Annotated in this window: 13 protein-coding genes; 8 read left to right on the top strand and 5 right to left on the bottom strand. The window is 71.8% G+C overall.

Translation table 11 applies throughout. The annotated features are described in order from the left end of the window. The first annotated feature begins 38 nt into the window (after window positions 1–38). Together J2S55_RS27570 and J2S55_RS27565 are read left to right on the top strand one after the other, a co-directional pair. Window positions 39–2,198 (top strand): P-loop NTPase family protein, encoded by a 2,160-nt coding sequence (locus J2S55_RS27570; protein ID WP_306866709.1) that lies wholly within the window; start codon window positions 39–41, stop codon window positions 2,196–2,198. Beyond that, a complete protein-coding gene (locus J2S55_RS27565; RefSeq protein WP_306866706.1) occupies window positions 2,191–3,705 on the top strand; it encodes a type 1 periplasmic-binding domain-containing protein in 1,515 nt (504 codons plus the stop codon). Before J2S55_RS27570 ends, J2S55_RS27565 begins: the two co-directional genes overlap by 8 nt. Before the next feature lie 130 nt (window positions 3,706–3,835). On the opposite strand, the gene J2S55_RS27560 is transcribed toward J2S55_RS27565, so the two are convergent. From J2S55_RS27560 to J2S55_RS27545, 4 genes are all read right to left on the bottom strand, one after another. After that, complete coding sequence (locus J2S55_RS27560) at window positions 3,836–5,095, bottom strand: SAM-dependent methyltransferase (RefSeq protein ID WP_306866703.1); 1,260 nt, start codon at window positions 5,093–5,095, stop codon at window positions 3,836–3,838. 12 nt (window positions 5,096–5,107) lie between these two features. Next, complete coding sequence (locus tag J2S55_RS27555; RefSeq protein ID WP_370879799.1) at window positions 5,108–6,457, bottom strand: FAD-binding oxidoreductase; 1,350 nt, start codon at window positions 6,455–6,457, stop codon at window positions 5,108–5,110. Window positions 6,458–6,576: 119 nt separating this feature from the next. Next, window positions 6,577–7,557, bottom strand: a complete 981-nt coding sequence (locus tag J2S55_RS27550) for an NAD(P)-dependent oxidoreductase (RefSeq protein ID WP_306866699.1) — start codon at window positions 7,555–7,557, stop codon at window positions 6,577–6,579. Between the two features lies 1 nt (window position 7,558). Beyond that, window positions 7,559–9,172, bottom strand: a complete 1,614-nt coding sequence (locus tag J2S55_RS27545; RefSeq protein ID WP_306866696.1) for a serine/threonine-protein kinase — start codon at window positions 9,170–9,172, stop codon at window positions 7,559–7,561. A 213-nt stretch (window positions 9,173–9,385) separates the two neighbouring features. Between J2S55_RS27545 and J2S55_RS27540 the strand changes: the two genes are divergently transcribed. From J2S55_RS27540 to J2S55_RS27520, 5 genes are all read left to right on the top strand, one after another. Further along, a complete protein-coding gene (locus tag J2S55_RS27540; protein ID WP_306866693.1) occupies window positions 9,386–10,519 on the top strand; it encodes a CaiB/BaiF CoA transferase family protein in 1,134 nt (377 codons plus the stop codon). A 112-nt stretch (window positions 10,520–10,631) separates the two neighbouring features. Continuing rightward, a complete protein-coding gene (locus J2S55_RS27535; protein ID WP_306866690.1) occupies window positions 10,632–11,477 on the top strand; it encodes an ABC transporter ATP-binding protein in 846 nt (281 codons plus the stop codon). After that, window positions 11,474–12,310 (top strand): ABC transporter permease, encoded by an 837-nt coding sequence (locus tag J2S55_RS27530; protein ID WP_306866687.1) that lies wholly within the window; start codon window positions 11,474–11,476, stop codon window positions 12,308–12,310. The genes J2S55_RS27535 and J2S55_RS27530 overlap by 4 nt, the downstream gene beginning before the upstream one ends. Window positions 12,311–12,329: 19 nt before the next feature. Beyond that, window positions 12,330–12,566: a helix-turn-helix transcriptional regulator gene (locus tag J2S55_RS27525; RefSeq protein ID WP_306866685.1), complete on the top strand. Its 237-nt coding sequence runs from the start codon at window positions 12,330–12,332 to the stop codon at window positions 12,564–12,566. Next, window positions 12,563–13,105 (top strand): hypothetical protein, encoded by a 543-nt coding sequence (locus J2S55_RS27520; protein ID WP_306866682.1) that lies wholly within the window; start codon window positions 12,563–12,565, stop codon window positions 13,103–13,105. The genes J2S55_RS27525 and J2S55_RS27520 overlap by 4 nt, the downstream gene beginning before the upstream one ends. 81 nt (window positions 13,106–13,186) lie before the next feature. Here the strand turns inward: J2S55_RS27520 and J2S55_RS27515 are convergent, their stop codons facing one another. Further along, window positions 13,187–13,654, bottom strand: a complete 468-nt coding sequence (locus tag J2S55_RS27515; RefSeq protein ID WP_306866679.1) for a GyrI-like domain-containing protein — start codon at window positions 13,652–13,654, stop codon at window positions 13,187–13,189. A gap of 136 nt (window positions 13,655–13,790) precedes the next feature. Between J2S55_RS27515 and J2S55_RS27510 the strand changes: the two genes are divergently transcribed. Then, window positions 13,791–15,230: a GuaB1 family IMP dehydrogenase-related protein gene (locus J2S55_RS27510; RefSeq protein WP_306866676.1), complete on the top strand. Its 1,440-nt coding sequence runs from the start codon at window positions 13,791–13,793 to the stop codon at window positions 15,228–15,230. Window positions 15,231–15,234 lie beyond the last annotated feature (4 nt).

Raw genomic sequence — 15,234 nt, 5'->3', positions numbered from 1 at the left:
GGCGCAACGGGCAGGAAATCGCCAGAGGCGGGCAGAATATGGCGGACAGCGAGTTGACGGTCGCCTGCGAACGGCTGATCAACGAGTGCCTCGACCGCGAGGACGGGCCCGGACGCGGCGAACTGCCCGTCATCATGCTCCTCGGTCCACGCGGAAGCGGCAAGACCACTCTTCTCACGGAGGTCGCGGAAAACGCCGCGGCCTCCTTTTCATTGCCATTCGTCCACATCGACTGCGCGGAACAACCCGACATAAAGGCATGGGAAACCGCCGCGCAGATCGCCAATCGCGTCATGGGCGGCCGCTGGCGCCAGTTCGCCCCCGTCAAACTGCCCCGGGTGGTGCTGGGGAACCTGGCGCTCACCCTGGACCCCGAACTGGGCCAGGAGGAGGCGGAGCAGGAGCTCTACGAGCTGATCCGCGGCAAGCGTGGGATCCCCGACGGCGCCAAGACCCTCAAGGAGCTGTTCAACCAGCTCGGCGCGGGTCTGCCGGTGCTGCCGGTGGCCGGTCCGCTGATCGCCGCGCTGATCGACCGGGTCTCGCGGGGACGGCGCCTGGTCGACCTCCTGGAACGCAGGGGCATGGCCTGGTACCGCGGACGGCTCGGGCCCGGCGGCCTGACGGACCTGAGCCGCTCCGGCGAGGCCGGCGACGGGTCCTCGGCCGCGGCGCGGATCATCTGCGAGGCGCTCCTGGAGGACCTGCGGGAGGGCTGGTCCAGGAAGTGGCGCCCGCGCAACTGCCTGGTCCTGCTGGACAACGCCGACAGCCCCTCGGGCCGGGAGTTCCTGCGGGCGCTGGTGGCCGCCAAGAGCCACCGGGCCGACACCCTGGGCCCGGCCGGCCGTGACCCCCTGCTCGTGGTCGCCGCCTCAAGGGCCTGGCAGGACCTCGGCCGCCACTGGGAACGTCCCGGGGTCCTCGGCCCGCCGGACGACGACGGCGGCGGCCGGCAGCCGCGCCCGGTACGGCGGGCCGGCCACGGCGACTGGCTCGCCGTCCGCGCGGGCGGCGGGCGCGAGCGCTGGTGGTATCCGGTGCTGCTGCCGGGGCTCAGCCGCGCCGAGGTGGCACGGATGCGCGCGGCCACCCGGGGGAGACCGGGCAGGGCGCACGCGGGATTCGTGCACGCGCTGACCGGCGGCCACCCGCTGGCGGTCGCGCACCTGCTGGAGGCCATGGCGACGCGGGAGCGGGAGGAGACCGCCCGGGGGCGACGCGCGGGGAGCGGGCGGGAGCGGGAGGAGACCGGCCGGGGCCCGCACGGGACCGCGCTCACCTGGGAGGGGCCGGACGTCCGGACGGGCCGGGGGCCGCGCGAGGTCACACCCGGCCGGGAGCCGGACGTCGGCTGGAGCGAGCAGGACCTGCGCCTGCTCCCCTCCTTCGGCAGGGCGCACCCCCAGCACCCCTTCCGGGACTTCCCGCACGACCTGGAGGACCTGGTCGCGTGCTCGGCCGCGACCAACCTGGCCGACGCCGACGACGCCGGGCTCCCCTCCCGCCGGTGGCGCTCGGCGATCGACGAGCTCGGCGACCACATGTGGTCCGTCACCGATCCGGCGCCGGGCGCGGCACCGGTGATCCACCCCTGGCTCAGGCATCTGCTCCTGCGGGAGCTCGCCGGCCGCCACCGCCGCGACGGCCCGCTGTGGGACACCGTCCACGGACGGCTCGAAGCCCTCTACGCCTCCCGCGACGAGCTGCCGCGCGACCGGCTGTCCATGGTCATGCATCACCGGCTGGCCCGCGTGGACCTGGGGCCCGCCGGCCGCCGCCACCTGCGGGAGGTGGTGGCGCTGCTCGACGGGCGGTTCAACCGGATCGACATGGCCGAGTGGATCAGGCAGTACAACTGGATCACCTCGGCGCCGAACCGGCTGCCGGTGACGGAGACCCTGGACGACCTGTACGGCCGGCTCATCCAGGAGCCGCCGGACGGACCGGAGCCGCCGGACGGTGAGGACGGTGACCGGTCCGGCACGGACCGGACGGCCGGCACGGACCGGACGGCCGTCGTGCGCAGCGTGGTCGTCGACCGCTGGTTCCTGTCCGACCCCGGGACGGACCCCCTGCGCAGCAGGCGCCAGGGCGTCGCCGACGGTCTGCGGCTGCTCGCCCGGTACGCCACCAGCGGCAGAGCGGTCCTGGTGAACGAGGCCCACCGCTACGACCGGGAGGACGACGATGAGTGAGCAGCGCGGTTTCGGCGGGCGCGCGCCGTTCCGGAAGGTGCACCCCTTCTGGTTCGGGCTGCTCTGCGCGCTGCTCGTCTGCGCCCTGGGCGCCGGACTGTTCGTCGTCCTGCGTCCGCTCCCCCGGGTCACCGACGGCTCCGAGCCCTACACCGCGGACCTGTCGGCCGTCACCGATCTCATCCGCCGGGAGAACGACTGGGTGCGCGCCCAGGAGACGCCCTACGTGAGCATCGCGGTGATGCTGCCGATGGACCCGGCGGCCAGTCCGGCGAGCATGCAGAGCACCGACTCCGTCCGGCACGCCCTGCAAGGGGCCTACCTGGCCCAATACTGGAGCAACCACAACGAGGGGGACGCCAGCGCGCCGAACGTGCAGCTCCTGCTCGCCGACTCCTCCGGTGGCGCCGACGCCTGGCAGACCACGGTGGAGGAGCTCAAGGAGAAGGCGGCGGGCCAGGAGCATCTGGTGGCGGTCACCGGACTGGGGTCGAGCGTCGCGGGGACGGAGGGCGCGATCAACGATCTCGTGACGGCCCAGATCGCCCTGGTGGGCTCCGTCATCACCTCCGACAGGCTGGCGGGCAAGGCCACCATGGTCCGGGTGGCCCCCTCCAACAGCGCCGAGACGCGGGCGATCGCGCACTTCCTCAAGGAGCGCGGCGCCGTCACCGCGGTCCTGGTGCAGGACAAGAACAGGAGCGACTCCTACACCAGCACCCTCGCCGGGGCCTTCACCACCGCCTTCGCCGACATCGTCGGCCGGGCGAAGGCGGCCAACCGTCTCCTGGACGTCCCGCTGACCTACGACTCCTCCCTCGACAGCGCCGACACGGTGCTCGGGCAGATGCCGGAGCGGATCTGCAACAGTGGCGCCAACGTGGTCTTCTTCGCCGGGCGGTGGCGGAACCTGCCGCCCTTCCTGCGGGCGCTGACCCGCCGCACGTGCGCCGACCGGAAGATCACCGTCGTCACCGGCGACGACGCCAGCAACCTCAACCGGGCCCAGCCGGAGCCGCTCTGGGACGACACCCGGGCCAACATGGAGGTCTACTACACGGGACTGGCCCATCCCGCCGCGTGGGACAGCTATCCCGACGCCGTCCAGCCCGCGATCGCCAACCGCTTCAGGCGGGGCATCGACAGCTTCGGCGCCCTGTTCCCCGAGGAGTCCCTCGACGACGGGCAGGCCATCATGCATCACGACGCGATGCTGACCGCCATCGGGGTGGTGGACATCTTCGCCGCGCAGGGCAAGACCCGCCCCTCGGCCAGTGCCGTCGCGAACCTGCTGACCAGTGCGCCCTTCACCGTGGCCGCCGCCAGCGGCTGGATCTCCTTCGACAAGCAGGGCAATCCCGTCAACAAGGCCATGCCGATCCTGCGGCTCCTGCCCGAGGGCAAGGTCTCCTTCACCGAGCTGACCTCGGAGAGCGGGGACCCGCCGGGCAGATCCGAGATGGACGGCAGGCCCGGCGTCCCGGGAGGGCCCGGCACGTCCGGCTGACCCGCCGGCGGGCGGGACGGGCCGGGCGACCGCTCCGGACCTGCCGGCGGGCGGGACGGGCCGGCCGACCGCTCCGGACGGCGTACGGCCCGCACCCCGGGCGGGGTGCGGGCGGTACGCCGATCGAGGCTCAGGGCCAGTCGAGAGAGGGACGGAGCGGCATGTGGGCCGCGCCCTCGGAGTCGAGCTTCACACCGAGGACCTGGTGGAGCTGGATCTTGTTGCGTTCGAAGCCGACCACGCAGCCGGCCATGTAGAGCCGCCAGACCCTGGCCGTGCCCCGGCCGACCTCCTGGACCGCCTCGTCCCAGTGCTTGTCGAGGTTGGCGCACCAGTAGCGGAGCGTCTGGGCGTAGTGCTCGCGCAGGTTCTCCTCGTGGCGGATCTCGAAGCCGAGATCCTCCATCTGGCGGATGAGGTAGCCGACCGACTCCAGCTCCCCGTCGGGGAAGACGTAGCGGTTGATGAAGCCGCCGGCGTTGATGGTCTTCTCGGTGCCGGTCGGCCGGGTGATGCAGTGGTTGAGGATCCGGCCGCCGGGGAGGAGCTTGTCATACAGGAAGCGGAAGTAGAACGGCAGCTGCTCCTTGCCGATGTGCTCGGTCAGTCCGATCGAGCTGACGGCGTCGAAGTCGCTCTCCTTCACGTCCCGGTAGTCCATGTGACGGACCTCGGCCAGGTCGCTCAGTCCCGCGTCGGCGATGGCCTTCTGCGCCCACTCGGCCTGCTGGCGCGAGAGGGTGACGCCCAGCGCCTTCACGCCGTATTCGCGGGCGGCGTGCATGACCATGCCGCCCCAGCCGCAGCCGACGTCCAGCAGCCGCATCCCGGGCTTCAGGCCCAGCTTCTTGGCCACCAGGTCGAACTTGGCGTACTGCGCCTCCTCCAGCGTGGACTCCTCGCCGGGGAAGACCGCACAGGTGTAGGCCATGGACGGGCCCAGCACCCACTCGTAGAACCTGTTGGAGACGTCGTAGTGGTGGTGGATCGCCTCGGCGTCGCGCTGCTTGGCGTGCCTGCTGCCCATCCTGGCCAGCATGCTGCGCCGCATCTCCTGGGGAGGCGGCGGCACCCGCATCAGCAGGGGCTTGACGCCGAGGGCCCGGATGGCCGCGAGCTTCTCACTCGTCGGGATGTCGTTGATGGTGAGCGACCACATCCGCGACAGCAGGGAGTACATGTCCCCGTGGACGTCGAGATGCCCGGACACGTAGGCCCGGGCGAGACCGAGCTCGCCGGGGGCCTGCGCCAGGTAGGCCACTGCTATCGGGGACCTCACCTCGACGGTGATGTCGGCGTCGGCCGGGCCGGCCTTGCTGCCGTCATAAGCGGCGAACCGGATGTCCGCCTCGGTACCTATGACTTTTTCGAAGATTTCTGCGAGCTTCACAGAATCAACCTCCTAACGCCCCCGTACACACTTGTCGTAGAGGTCGAGCAACCGGCCACCCGCGTCGTATGCCCGCTTGACGGGCCAGTAGGCGATTCCGTTATAAAACCGCCAGAACTCATCCCGGGAGTAGAACGACGTCGAGTACAGCGACTTGTGCCCGTCCAGTTCGTGCACCTTGTTCTCGATGAGCCGGTTGTAGTAACCGTCGAACTGGCCCCGGGGCAGCGGGACCGTCCCCCAGAAGCCGAAGTTCACATACAGCCGCCCCGGCTCCAGGGGGTAGAGCGGCCACTCGCCGGTGGACTTCAGCGGACACATCCACACCGGCTCCATGCCGACCTTGTCGTGGAAGAACTCCAGGAACTCCGCCCCCCGCTCGACGGGCACCTCGATGTCCTGGATGACCGACTCCTGGACAGGTTGCCCCCGCCACCGGTCCACCCGGGCGATCACGCCGTATTTGCGGTCCAGGCCGACGAGCTTGCGGTAGACGTCGGAGCGCATCCACTTGCGCGGCATGAGCGAGCGCACCAGCGCCCCCTGCACGCCGAAGGCGCGCGAGCACCAGAACCAGTCGGTGTCCCAGCGCCACAGGTAGTCGCGGACGGTCAGCCAGTCACGGGTCCTGGTCTGGATCGACCGGTAGTAGATGCGCATGCCGGTGTAGTCGGACAGGTATGGCGCCCGCTCGGCGAAGCGGCCGACGGTGATGTAGAGCTCGCCGGGACCGAAGAAGGTGCCGTCCACGAAGTCGACCGGCTCGCCGTCGTGCTCACCGCGCTCGCAGATCTCCTTCATGGCGATCATGCATTTGTCGGCGTCGCTGAACGGGATGTGGGTCAGCCGAACGTACGGCTGGACGGGCTTGAGCTTGATCCGGATCCGGAGCGCGTAACCGAGCGTGCCGTAGGAGTTGGGGAAGGCACGGAACAGGTCGCGGTGCTCGTTGTCGTCGCGGGCCACGACGATCCGGCCGTCGCCGGTGAGGATCTCCAGCTCCTCCACCGACTCGTGCGGCAGCCCGTCGCGGAAGCTGGTCGACTCGATGCCCAGCCCGGTCACCGCTCCGCCCAGCGTGATCGTCTTGAGCTGCGGCACGACGTACGGCATGAGCCCGTGCGCGAGCGTGGCGTCCACCAGGTGCTCGTAGGTGGTCATGCCCTGGACCTCTGCGGTCATGGTCACCGGGTCCACCTCGATGACCTGGTCCAGGTCCCGGGCCGACAGCTTCGCCCCGGAGGAGCCGTCCCGGAAGCGGAACAGGTTCGTGGTCGCCTTGGCCAGCCGGGGCACCGCGTCCTCGGGGATCGCGGCGTAGGATTCCCTGATCTGCTCGACGGCGCGCCGATGCGCCGACATCTGTGTCATCTGTTGCACAGGACCTCACCCCCAGAGCCCTCATAGTAAAGATCGGCCCTAGCACGTTATATCTCGGGTGTCCTCCGAGCCAGACCGGACACGTTAAACGCGCGGAAACTCTACGCCCGCCCGTCCGCGAGGCGTCGGCGGACCACCGGCTCCACCCCGTTGAGCACGTCGGCCACCGGGCGCCCCTCCACCGCGGCCTCCAGATTGTCCAGTACGCGCCGGAGCAGCCGGCCGGTGGACTGCGAGGTCACCCCGGCCACGTGCGGCGACAGCAGCACCCGGGGGCTGTCGCGCAGCGGGTCGCCAGGCGGCAGCGGCTCGGTGTCGAACACGTCCAGCGCCGCGCCGCCCAGGTGCCCGGACTCCAGCGCCGACACCAGCGCCGCCTGGTCCACCACTCCCCCGCGGGCGGCGTTGACCAGCAGCGACCCGGCGGGCATCCGGGAGGGGTCGATCAGGCCCCAGGTCTCCTCCGACAGGGCGACCACCGCCACGAGCACGTCGGAGGCGGCGACCAGTTCCGGCAGTTCCCGGTAGGTGTAGGGCACCTCGCGGGGGCGCCGCGTCCAGTAGGACACCTCGCAGCCGTGACCGGCGAACATCCGGGCGCACGCCTCGCCGATCGGGCCGTAGCCGACGATGCCCACGCGTGAGCCGGACAGCTCCCGGGGGCCGAGGTCGAGCTGTGGCCAGCCGCCGGCGCGGACCGCGGCGTCGGCGTCGAGCAGCCGGCGCGACAGCGCGAGCGCGGCGGCGAAGCACCACTCGGCCACGGCGACCGCGCTCACCCCCGCGGTGTTGGCCAGCGGCACCCCGGCGGCGGCCAGCGCGTCGAGGTCGTGGCCGTCCACGCCCACCGAGGGCTGCTGGACGAACGCCAGGCGCGGGGCGGCGGCGACGGCCTCGGCGTCCAGCACGAGCGCGCCGCTCCAGTCGCCGACCACGATCTCCGCCTCCGGCAGGGCGGCGAGCAGGGCCGCCCTGTCACGGGCCGCCGGGACGGACACGTCGACCCGCCCGCCCAGCGGGCCGAGCAGGTGGCGCAGCGCCTCCTCGGGCAGCGGCGGCAGCGCCAGCACCCTCCAGGTCATGTCATTCTCCTCCGCGCGGGTGGAAACTCTTGAACGCCTGGTTCATCTGGCCGATCTGCCCCTTCCACTCGCCGTCGGCGGTGGTCCAGCTCAGCACCATGATCGTGTCACCGACCCCGATGAAGCGGCGCACCTCGTGGTAGGTCACCCCGGAACGGGCCCACGGCACGCCGCCGCTGTCCTTCATCTCCCAGGTGAACTCCCACTGGAGGGCGGAGCCGTAGGCCACGGGGACCTTCGCCGTGTCCTCGGAGAGGATCTCGCTCCACTGCGCCACGTCGTCCCTGACGGTCCCCTGGAGCGACTCGACGCTGTCGTGCGGGCCGGGGAGCGTCTCCACCGACATGTGGGCGCTCCCGTCGGGGCGCAACCACTGGGTGTATCCCGTCTCGGCGGCCCAGTCGCCCCGCCAGCCCGCCGGATACCGGATGGACCAGTTCTCCGGCGCCTTGGCCCGCCACAGCTTCCACTGCTGTCCGGCCTCGACGGGCCTGCGGGTCCTGGACGGTCTGGGGGTGGGGGACTCCGCCGGCTGCTGGGTCTCGGTGGGCGCGGTGGCGTCGGCGCCGGCGTCGACGGTGGAGGTGTCGGAGACCGGACCGGCCTGCGAGGAGCCCGGCGGGTCGGACTGCGTCATCGCCACGGCCGCCGCCGCTCCCCCGCCGCCCAGGACGACCACCGCGGCCACGATCAACGGCAACCGGCCACGGCCGCGGTCCCGTCTCCGCCTGCTGGGCATCGCGGAGGTGGGCGCCTCCGCCTTGCGGTGCCGTTCGGTACGGCGGGGCGCCGTCCCCGTGGAGCCGGTACGGCGGGCCGCCGCCGTGGGATCGCCGGCCGCCTCCGCCAGGAGCATGTCGGCCTGCTGGGGGGTCAGCCGGTGGGCGGGGTCGCGCTGGAGCATGCCCGTGAGCACCTCCCGCATCGCGGGGGGCACCCGGCCGAAGTCGGGCTCCTCGGTGAGGAGGGCGCCGAGCGTGGCGATGGCGGTGGTGCGCTCGAAGGGGCCGTGGCCCAGCAGCGCCGCGTAGAGGGTGGCGCCGAGCGCCCACAGGTCGGACCAGGGGCCGGCGTCCTCGCCGGTGGCGCGTTCCGGCGGCAGGAAGCTGGGCGAGCCCGTCACCATGCCGGTCTGGGTGAGCGAGGTGTCGCCCTCCACGGTCGCGATGCCGAAGTCGGTCAGCACGGCCCGGCCGTCGGGGGTGAGGAGGATGTTGCTGGGCTTGACGTCGCGGTGCAGGATCCCCGCCTCGTGGGCCGCCTGGAGCGCCGACAGCACCTGGCGGCCGATGTCGGCGACCTGCTGGACGGGCAGCGGGCCGAGCTGGTCCAGGCCCCGGGCCCTGACCAGCTCCATGATGATCCAGGGGCGGCCGTCCTGCTCGGCCACGTCGTAGACCGCCACGATGCCCCGGTGGTTGAGCCGGGCCGCGGTCCGGGCCTCGCGCGAGGTGCGGGTCAGCTGGCGCTCGTGCTCGGCCGGGGCGAGGTTCGGCGGGAGCAGCACTTCCTTGACCGCGACCGGCCGGTCGAGGAGTGTGTCGTATCCCTCCCACACCACGCCCATGCCACCCCGGCCGAGCTCTCGCAGCAGCCGGTAACGCCCAGCGACCACCCGTTCACTGTGCGGATATGTCATCGCGTAACCCCTAGATCCCATTCAGATAAGGCGCAAGTTTCCCATAACACCCAGGTGCCAGGCGGCTCGACGCGACATGTCTTGCCACCGAAAGCCGAATGTTGTTCTACTTGGCCGGGAGGGAAGGGTGCCGCCACCGAGCGCGGGCCGCACCCGGCCCGAGCCGAGACCGCACCCGAGGAGATGTCGATGGAGCGCGTGACCAGGAAGGGCCCGCTGGCCGGAGTCCGCGTGCTTGAGCTGGCGGGCCTGGCCCCCGGGCCGTTCGCGGGGATGATGCTGGCCGACCACGGCGCGGAGGTGCTGCGGGTGGAGCGCGCCGCCACCGTCGCCGCCGCGGGGGACAGGCCGCGCCCCGACGTGATGGACCGCGGCAAGCGGACGATCGGCCTGGACCTGAAGTCGCCCGAGGGCGTGGCCGCCTTCAAGGAGCTGGCCAGGAACGCCGACGTGGTCATCGAGGTCTACCGGCCCGGGGTCGCCGAGCGGCTCGGCATCGGCCCCGCCGACCTTCACGCGGTCAACCCACGCCTGGTCTACGGACGGATGACCGGTTGGGGGCAGGAGGGCCCGCTGGCGCCGACCGCCGGGCACGACATCGACTACATCGCGGTCTCCGGCGTGCTGTCGATGCTGGGCCGCGCGAGTGGCAGCCCCACCCCGCCGATCAACATCCTCGGCGACTTCGCCGGCGGCGGCCTCATGCTGGCCTACGGGGTGCTGCTGGCGCTCATCGAGCGGGAGCGGACCGGCGAGGGCCGGGTGATCGACGCGGCCATGGTCGACGGGGCGGCGACGCTGTTCGCCATGTTCTACCACGGCGTCCAGAGCGGTTTCTGGGGCCCGCGCGGGACCAACCTGCTCGACACCGGCGCGCCCATGTACGACACCTACGAGACCGCCGACGGCCGGTTCCTCGCGGTCGGCGCGCTGGAGCCGCAGTTCTGGGCGGAGATGGTCTCGCTGATGGGCCTTGAGGACCTGCCCGACCGGGACGACAGGTCCCAGTGGCCCGCGCTGCGCGAGCGGCTGGCCGAGGCGTTCAGGTCCAGGACCCGCGCCGAGTGGGAGGCGGTGTTCGACGGCTCGGACGCGTGCGTCTCCCCGGTGCTGGAGATGGGCGAGGCGGCCGACCACCCGCACAACAAGGCCCGCGGCGCCTTCGTCGAGGTCGGCGGCGTCCGGCAGCCCGCGCCCGCGCCGCGCCTGCTCGGCGTGGCCGAGCAGGACCTCTCCCCCGCCACCCGGCTGACGGACCTGTCCTCCTGGGGGCTGTCCGACGAGACCGCCGCCGAGCTGCGCGCGGCGGGCGTGCTCGCATGACCTGACCGCCGGCCCGAGCGTCTCTTCTCAAGGGCGGTACACCTGGCGCAGGTGTACCGCCCTTCGTCGTAGGAGTTAGTGCGAATGTAGTAGATGTACTACATTTCTACATATGAGTACTGCGGTGACCGTCCGCGACCTGCGGATGACGTACGGCGCGACCGAGGTGTTGCGAGGGGTCGACCTCGACATCCAGCGCGGCGAGATCTTCACGCTGCTCGGGCCCAACGGAGCGGGCAAGACCACCACGGTCGAGATCCTGGAGGGCTTCAGGGACAGATCGGCCGGTGAGGTGAGCGTGCTCGGCGTGGACCCGGCGCGCGGCACCGACGCCTGGCGGGCCAGGATCGGGATCGTGCTCCAGAGCTGGCGCGACCATCCGCGGTGGAGCGCCCGGGACCTCCTGGCCCACCTCGGCGAGTTCTACGACGACCCCCGCGACCCGGACGAGCTGCTGGCCGCGCTCGGCCTGACCGCGCAGGCCGGACAGCGGGCGAGCCGCCTGTCGGGCGGCCAGCGCCGCCGGCTGGACGTCGCGCTGGGCATCGTGGGCCGCCCCGAGCTGCTGTTCCTCGACGAGCCGACGACCGGGTTCGACCCGGAGGCGCGCCGGGAGTTCCACACGCTGATCGAGAAGCTGTCGGCCGACGAGGGCATCACGGTGCTGCTGACCACGCACGACCTCGCCGAGGCCGAGAAGCTGGCGCACCGGACCGCGATCCTGGTCGGCGGGGAGATCGCCGTGTGCGGGACCCCGTCCGAGCTGGCGGAGGCCGTACAGGCGCAGTCACGCGTCCGCTGGCTGGAGGACGGCCGCGAGCGGGTCCTGACCACCCCGGACCCGTCCCAGGTGGCCTGGGAGCTGCACCGCAGGTTCGGCGGCCCGGTGCCCGGTCTGGAGATCCGGCGCCCGTCGCTGGAGGAGAACTACCTGAGCCTCATCGGGAGGGCGGCATGAACCTCAAGGCAGTCCGCATCGGCCTGCGCCGGGGCTGGAGAGAGCACCTGCACCTGGTCAAGGACCGCAAGGAGCTGGTCACCACCCTGATCGGCACGGTGGGGGTCTTCGCCCTGCTGGTGCTCTGGATCGGCGACGGCGAGGTCGGGGAGACGGGCGTCTCCCAGGGCACGTTCATGACGGTCGGGTTCCTGGCCTTCACCATCTTCTCCAACGGCCTGATGACCCTCCCGATGGCGATCGCCGCCGACCGCGAGGAGGGCACGCTCCTGCGGCTGCGGACCGTCCCCGGCGGGGTCCCGGCCTATCTCGCCGGGCGGGCGGTGACCTTCCTGTGCCAGATCGCCGTGCAGAGCGTGCTCATCGTGGCCACCGGCATCGCCGTGGGCGGGGTGGCGCCGCCCCACGACTGGCCGACCCTGGCCTGGGTGCTGCTGCTGGGCACGGTCGCCGTGGTGCCGCTGGGGGCGGTCATCGGCTGCATGGTCCCCGGGCCGAAGTCCGCGGCCAGGATCCTGGGGCTGCCGATGATGATCCTGATGATCACCTCCGGGGTCATGGTCCCCGCCACGTTCATGCCCGAGCCCGTCCAGTGGATCTCCCAGGCCTTCCCGCTCTACTGGCAGGGGCTCGGCCTGCGCGCGGCCTTCATGCCCGACTCCATGCTGGCCGCCGAGATCGGCGGGAGCTGGCGCCTGCCCTGGGTGGCCGCCGCGCTCGCGGCGTGGGCGGTCGCCGGGATGCTGCTGGCGCCGGGGCTGATCCGCCGCGTGACCCGGCGGGAGTCCGGGTCCCGGCTCACCGAGCGGCAGCTCGCCGCCCAGGGCGCGTGAATGCTGGGAGGCTGCTGCGATGTCCGCCGAAGACGTATACAACCGGATCTCCGTGCTGAGGGCCGAACGCGGCGTCTCGCGCAAGGATCTGGCGGCCGCGCTGGGCGTCCACTACCAGACGATCGGCTACCTGGAGCGCGGCGAGTACAGCCCCAGTCTGTTCCTCGCCCTGCGCATCGCCGAGTACTTCGAAGTGCCGGTGGAGATCGTTTTCTCCCTGAGACCGTTCCCCCGGCTGGGCAGTGAGGTGAGATGATGGGCGAGCTGACCCCCGGGCAGTTGGAGGTCCGCTACCGCGACTGGCCCCCCCGCTCCTGGTACGCCACCCGCGGGCGCCGCCGGATCCTCGTCGGGGTGGGTGCCGCGTCCGCCGGGCTGATCTGGATCAGCGCGATCGTCTGCTGCTACCTGGCACCGAGCACGGTCGCCATGTGGACCACCTTCGCCCTGGCGGGGACCGCACTGGTGATCTACGTCGTGGTCTACTCGGCGCTGGTCGGGGTCACCCGCGGAGTGGTCGGCCTCGCCGAGCACCACCTCGACGAACGCCAGTCCCGCGAGCGCCGGAAGATCCAGGCCAACGCCCGTCGGGGGACCACGGTGACCCTCGTCGCGCTCGCCGCGGTGCTCCTGACCGCCATGCCCAAGGGCGAGATGATCGTCCAGATCCCGGCCGCGGCGGTCACCATGATCATGTTCGGCCTGATCACGACGCACCTCATCCTGCCGCCGCTGATGGCGGGCTGGCAGCTGCCCGACCCGCCGGCGGACGACGAGGACGACGAGGAGGGCTGAGAGGGGCGGCACGGCCGAGGCGGCCGGCGCCGGCGGGACGGCAGGAGCGGCCGGGGCCGCGGGGACCCGGGCCGGGGACGATCACCCCATCGACGGGAACACCGCCACGTAGACGTCCACGCCCGCCGGGTGGTGGACCTCCAGGTCGGTGGTGAAGGCCCGGGGCGGGGTGCCACCGGACTCGGTGTGCTTCCACAGCTGCTGCCACGCCTCCAGCAGCGCCCCCGGCATCGGCCCGCGGGCCTCCAGCTTCAGCGTCTGGACCCCGGGGACCCGGACCGCGACCATGCCCTCGGGCAGCGCGGCGGCGGTGCGGACGGCCACCCCGACGATCTGCGTGTAGGAACCGTGGTGGTCGCTCTCGTAGTCGGTCAGCACCGCGTAGATGTTCTCGTCCACCCTGCCGGGGACGTGCGCGAAGGCGCCGGGCGCCCCGGCCCGGGCCCACAGCGCGCCGAGCCGCCCCCTGCCCGGCTCCGCCTCCTCCGCGTTCGAGGTCCGTACGGCATGCCCCACGACGATCATTTCAGGCCGATCAACAACGATCACAGCGCCTCCTCATGGCCACCCCGTTAAATTCACGCAAATGGGATCTTAGCTCCCTCTCCGACCGCTGCTCCCTCTTGGGAAACCCCAAAACAGGGAACGCTCACCTTGGACTATGCACCGGATAAGGTGGACGAACGTGAAGTTTCTCAACGAGATGGCACCGGCCTACGACCTGACCTACAGCGACGTGTTCATGGTTCCGTCGCGATCCTCCGTCGGCTCCCGGCTCGCCGTCGACCTGTCGACCAACGACGGCACCGGGACCACTATCCCGATCGTCGTCGCCAACATGACGGCGGTGGCGGGACGCCGCATGGCCGAGACCATCGCCCGGCGCGGCGGCGTCGCCGTGATCCCCCAGGACATCCCGCTCGACGTCGTCGCCGACGTCGTCGGCTGGGTCAAGGCACGCGACCTGGTCCACGACACACCGCTCACCCTCACCCCGCACGACACCGTCGGCGAGGCGCTCAACCTGCTGCCCAAGCGGGCGCACGGCGCGATCATCATCGTCGACTGGGACAACCGCCCGGTCGGCGTGGTCACCGAGGGCGACTGCAGCGGCGTGGACATGTACACGCAGCTCTCCCAGGTCATGTCCGACCACCTGCTCACCCTGCCCGCCGGACTCGACCCGCGCGAGGCGTTCGACCGGCTCCACGGAGGCCGCCACCGGCTCGCCCCGGTCGTCGACGCCGAGGGCCGTCTTGTCGGCATCCTGACCCGGACGGGCGCGCTGCGGGCTACGCTGTACCGGCCGGCGCTCGACGCCTCCGGCAGGCTGCGCGTCGCCGCGGCCGTCGGCGTCAACGGCGACGTGACCGCCAAGGCCAAGGAGCTGCTCGAGGCCGGGGTCGACTGCCTGGTGGTGGACACCGCCCACGGTCACCAGGAGAAGATGATCAGCGCACTGAGGTCCATCCGGGCGCTCGACCCGGGCGTGCCGGTCGCCGCGGGCAACGTCGTCACCGCCGAGGGCGTGCGCGACCTGGTCGAGGCCGGGGCCGACATCCTCAAGGTCGGCGTCGGCCCGGGCGCCATGTGCACCACCCGGATGATGACCGGCGTCGGCCGCCCCCAGTTCTCCGCCGTGCTGGAGTGCTCCACCGAGGCCCGCCGCCTCGGCCGCCACGTCTGGGCCGACGGCGGCGTCCGGCACCCTCGCGACGTGGCCCTCGCCCTGGCCGCCGGGGCGGCCAACGTGATGATCGGCTCCTGGTTCGCCGGGACCTACGAGTCTCCCGGGGACACCCGCACCGCCGCCGACGGCCGCAAGTACAAGGAGAACTTCGGCATGGCCTCGGCCCGCGCCGTGAAGCTGCGCACCGCCGAGGACTCCCCCTTCGAGCGGGCCCGCAAGGCGCTGTTCGAGGAGGGCATCTCCACCTCCAGGATGTATCTCGACCCGGACCGGCCCAGCGTCGAGGACCAGATCGACGCGATCGTGGCCGGTCTGCGCTCCTCGTGCACCTACGCGGGCGCCTCCACCCTGGAGGAGTTCCACGAGCGCGCGGTGGTCGGCGTCCAGAGCTCGTCCGGTTACACCGAGGGGATGCCCCTCCACCAGAGCTGGTAGTCCC

This window comes from Streptosporangium brasiliense, from assembly GCF_030811595.1.
Taxonomy (GTDB): Bacteria; Actinomycetota; Actinomycetes; order Streptosporangiales; family Streptosporangiaceae; genus Streptosporangium; species Streptosporangium brasiliense.
The sequence above is the reverse complement of the archived record's forward strand: the minus strand, read 5'-3'. Positions and strand labels throughout refer to the sequence as shown.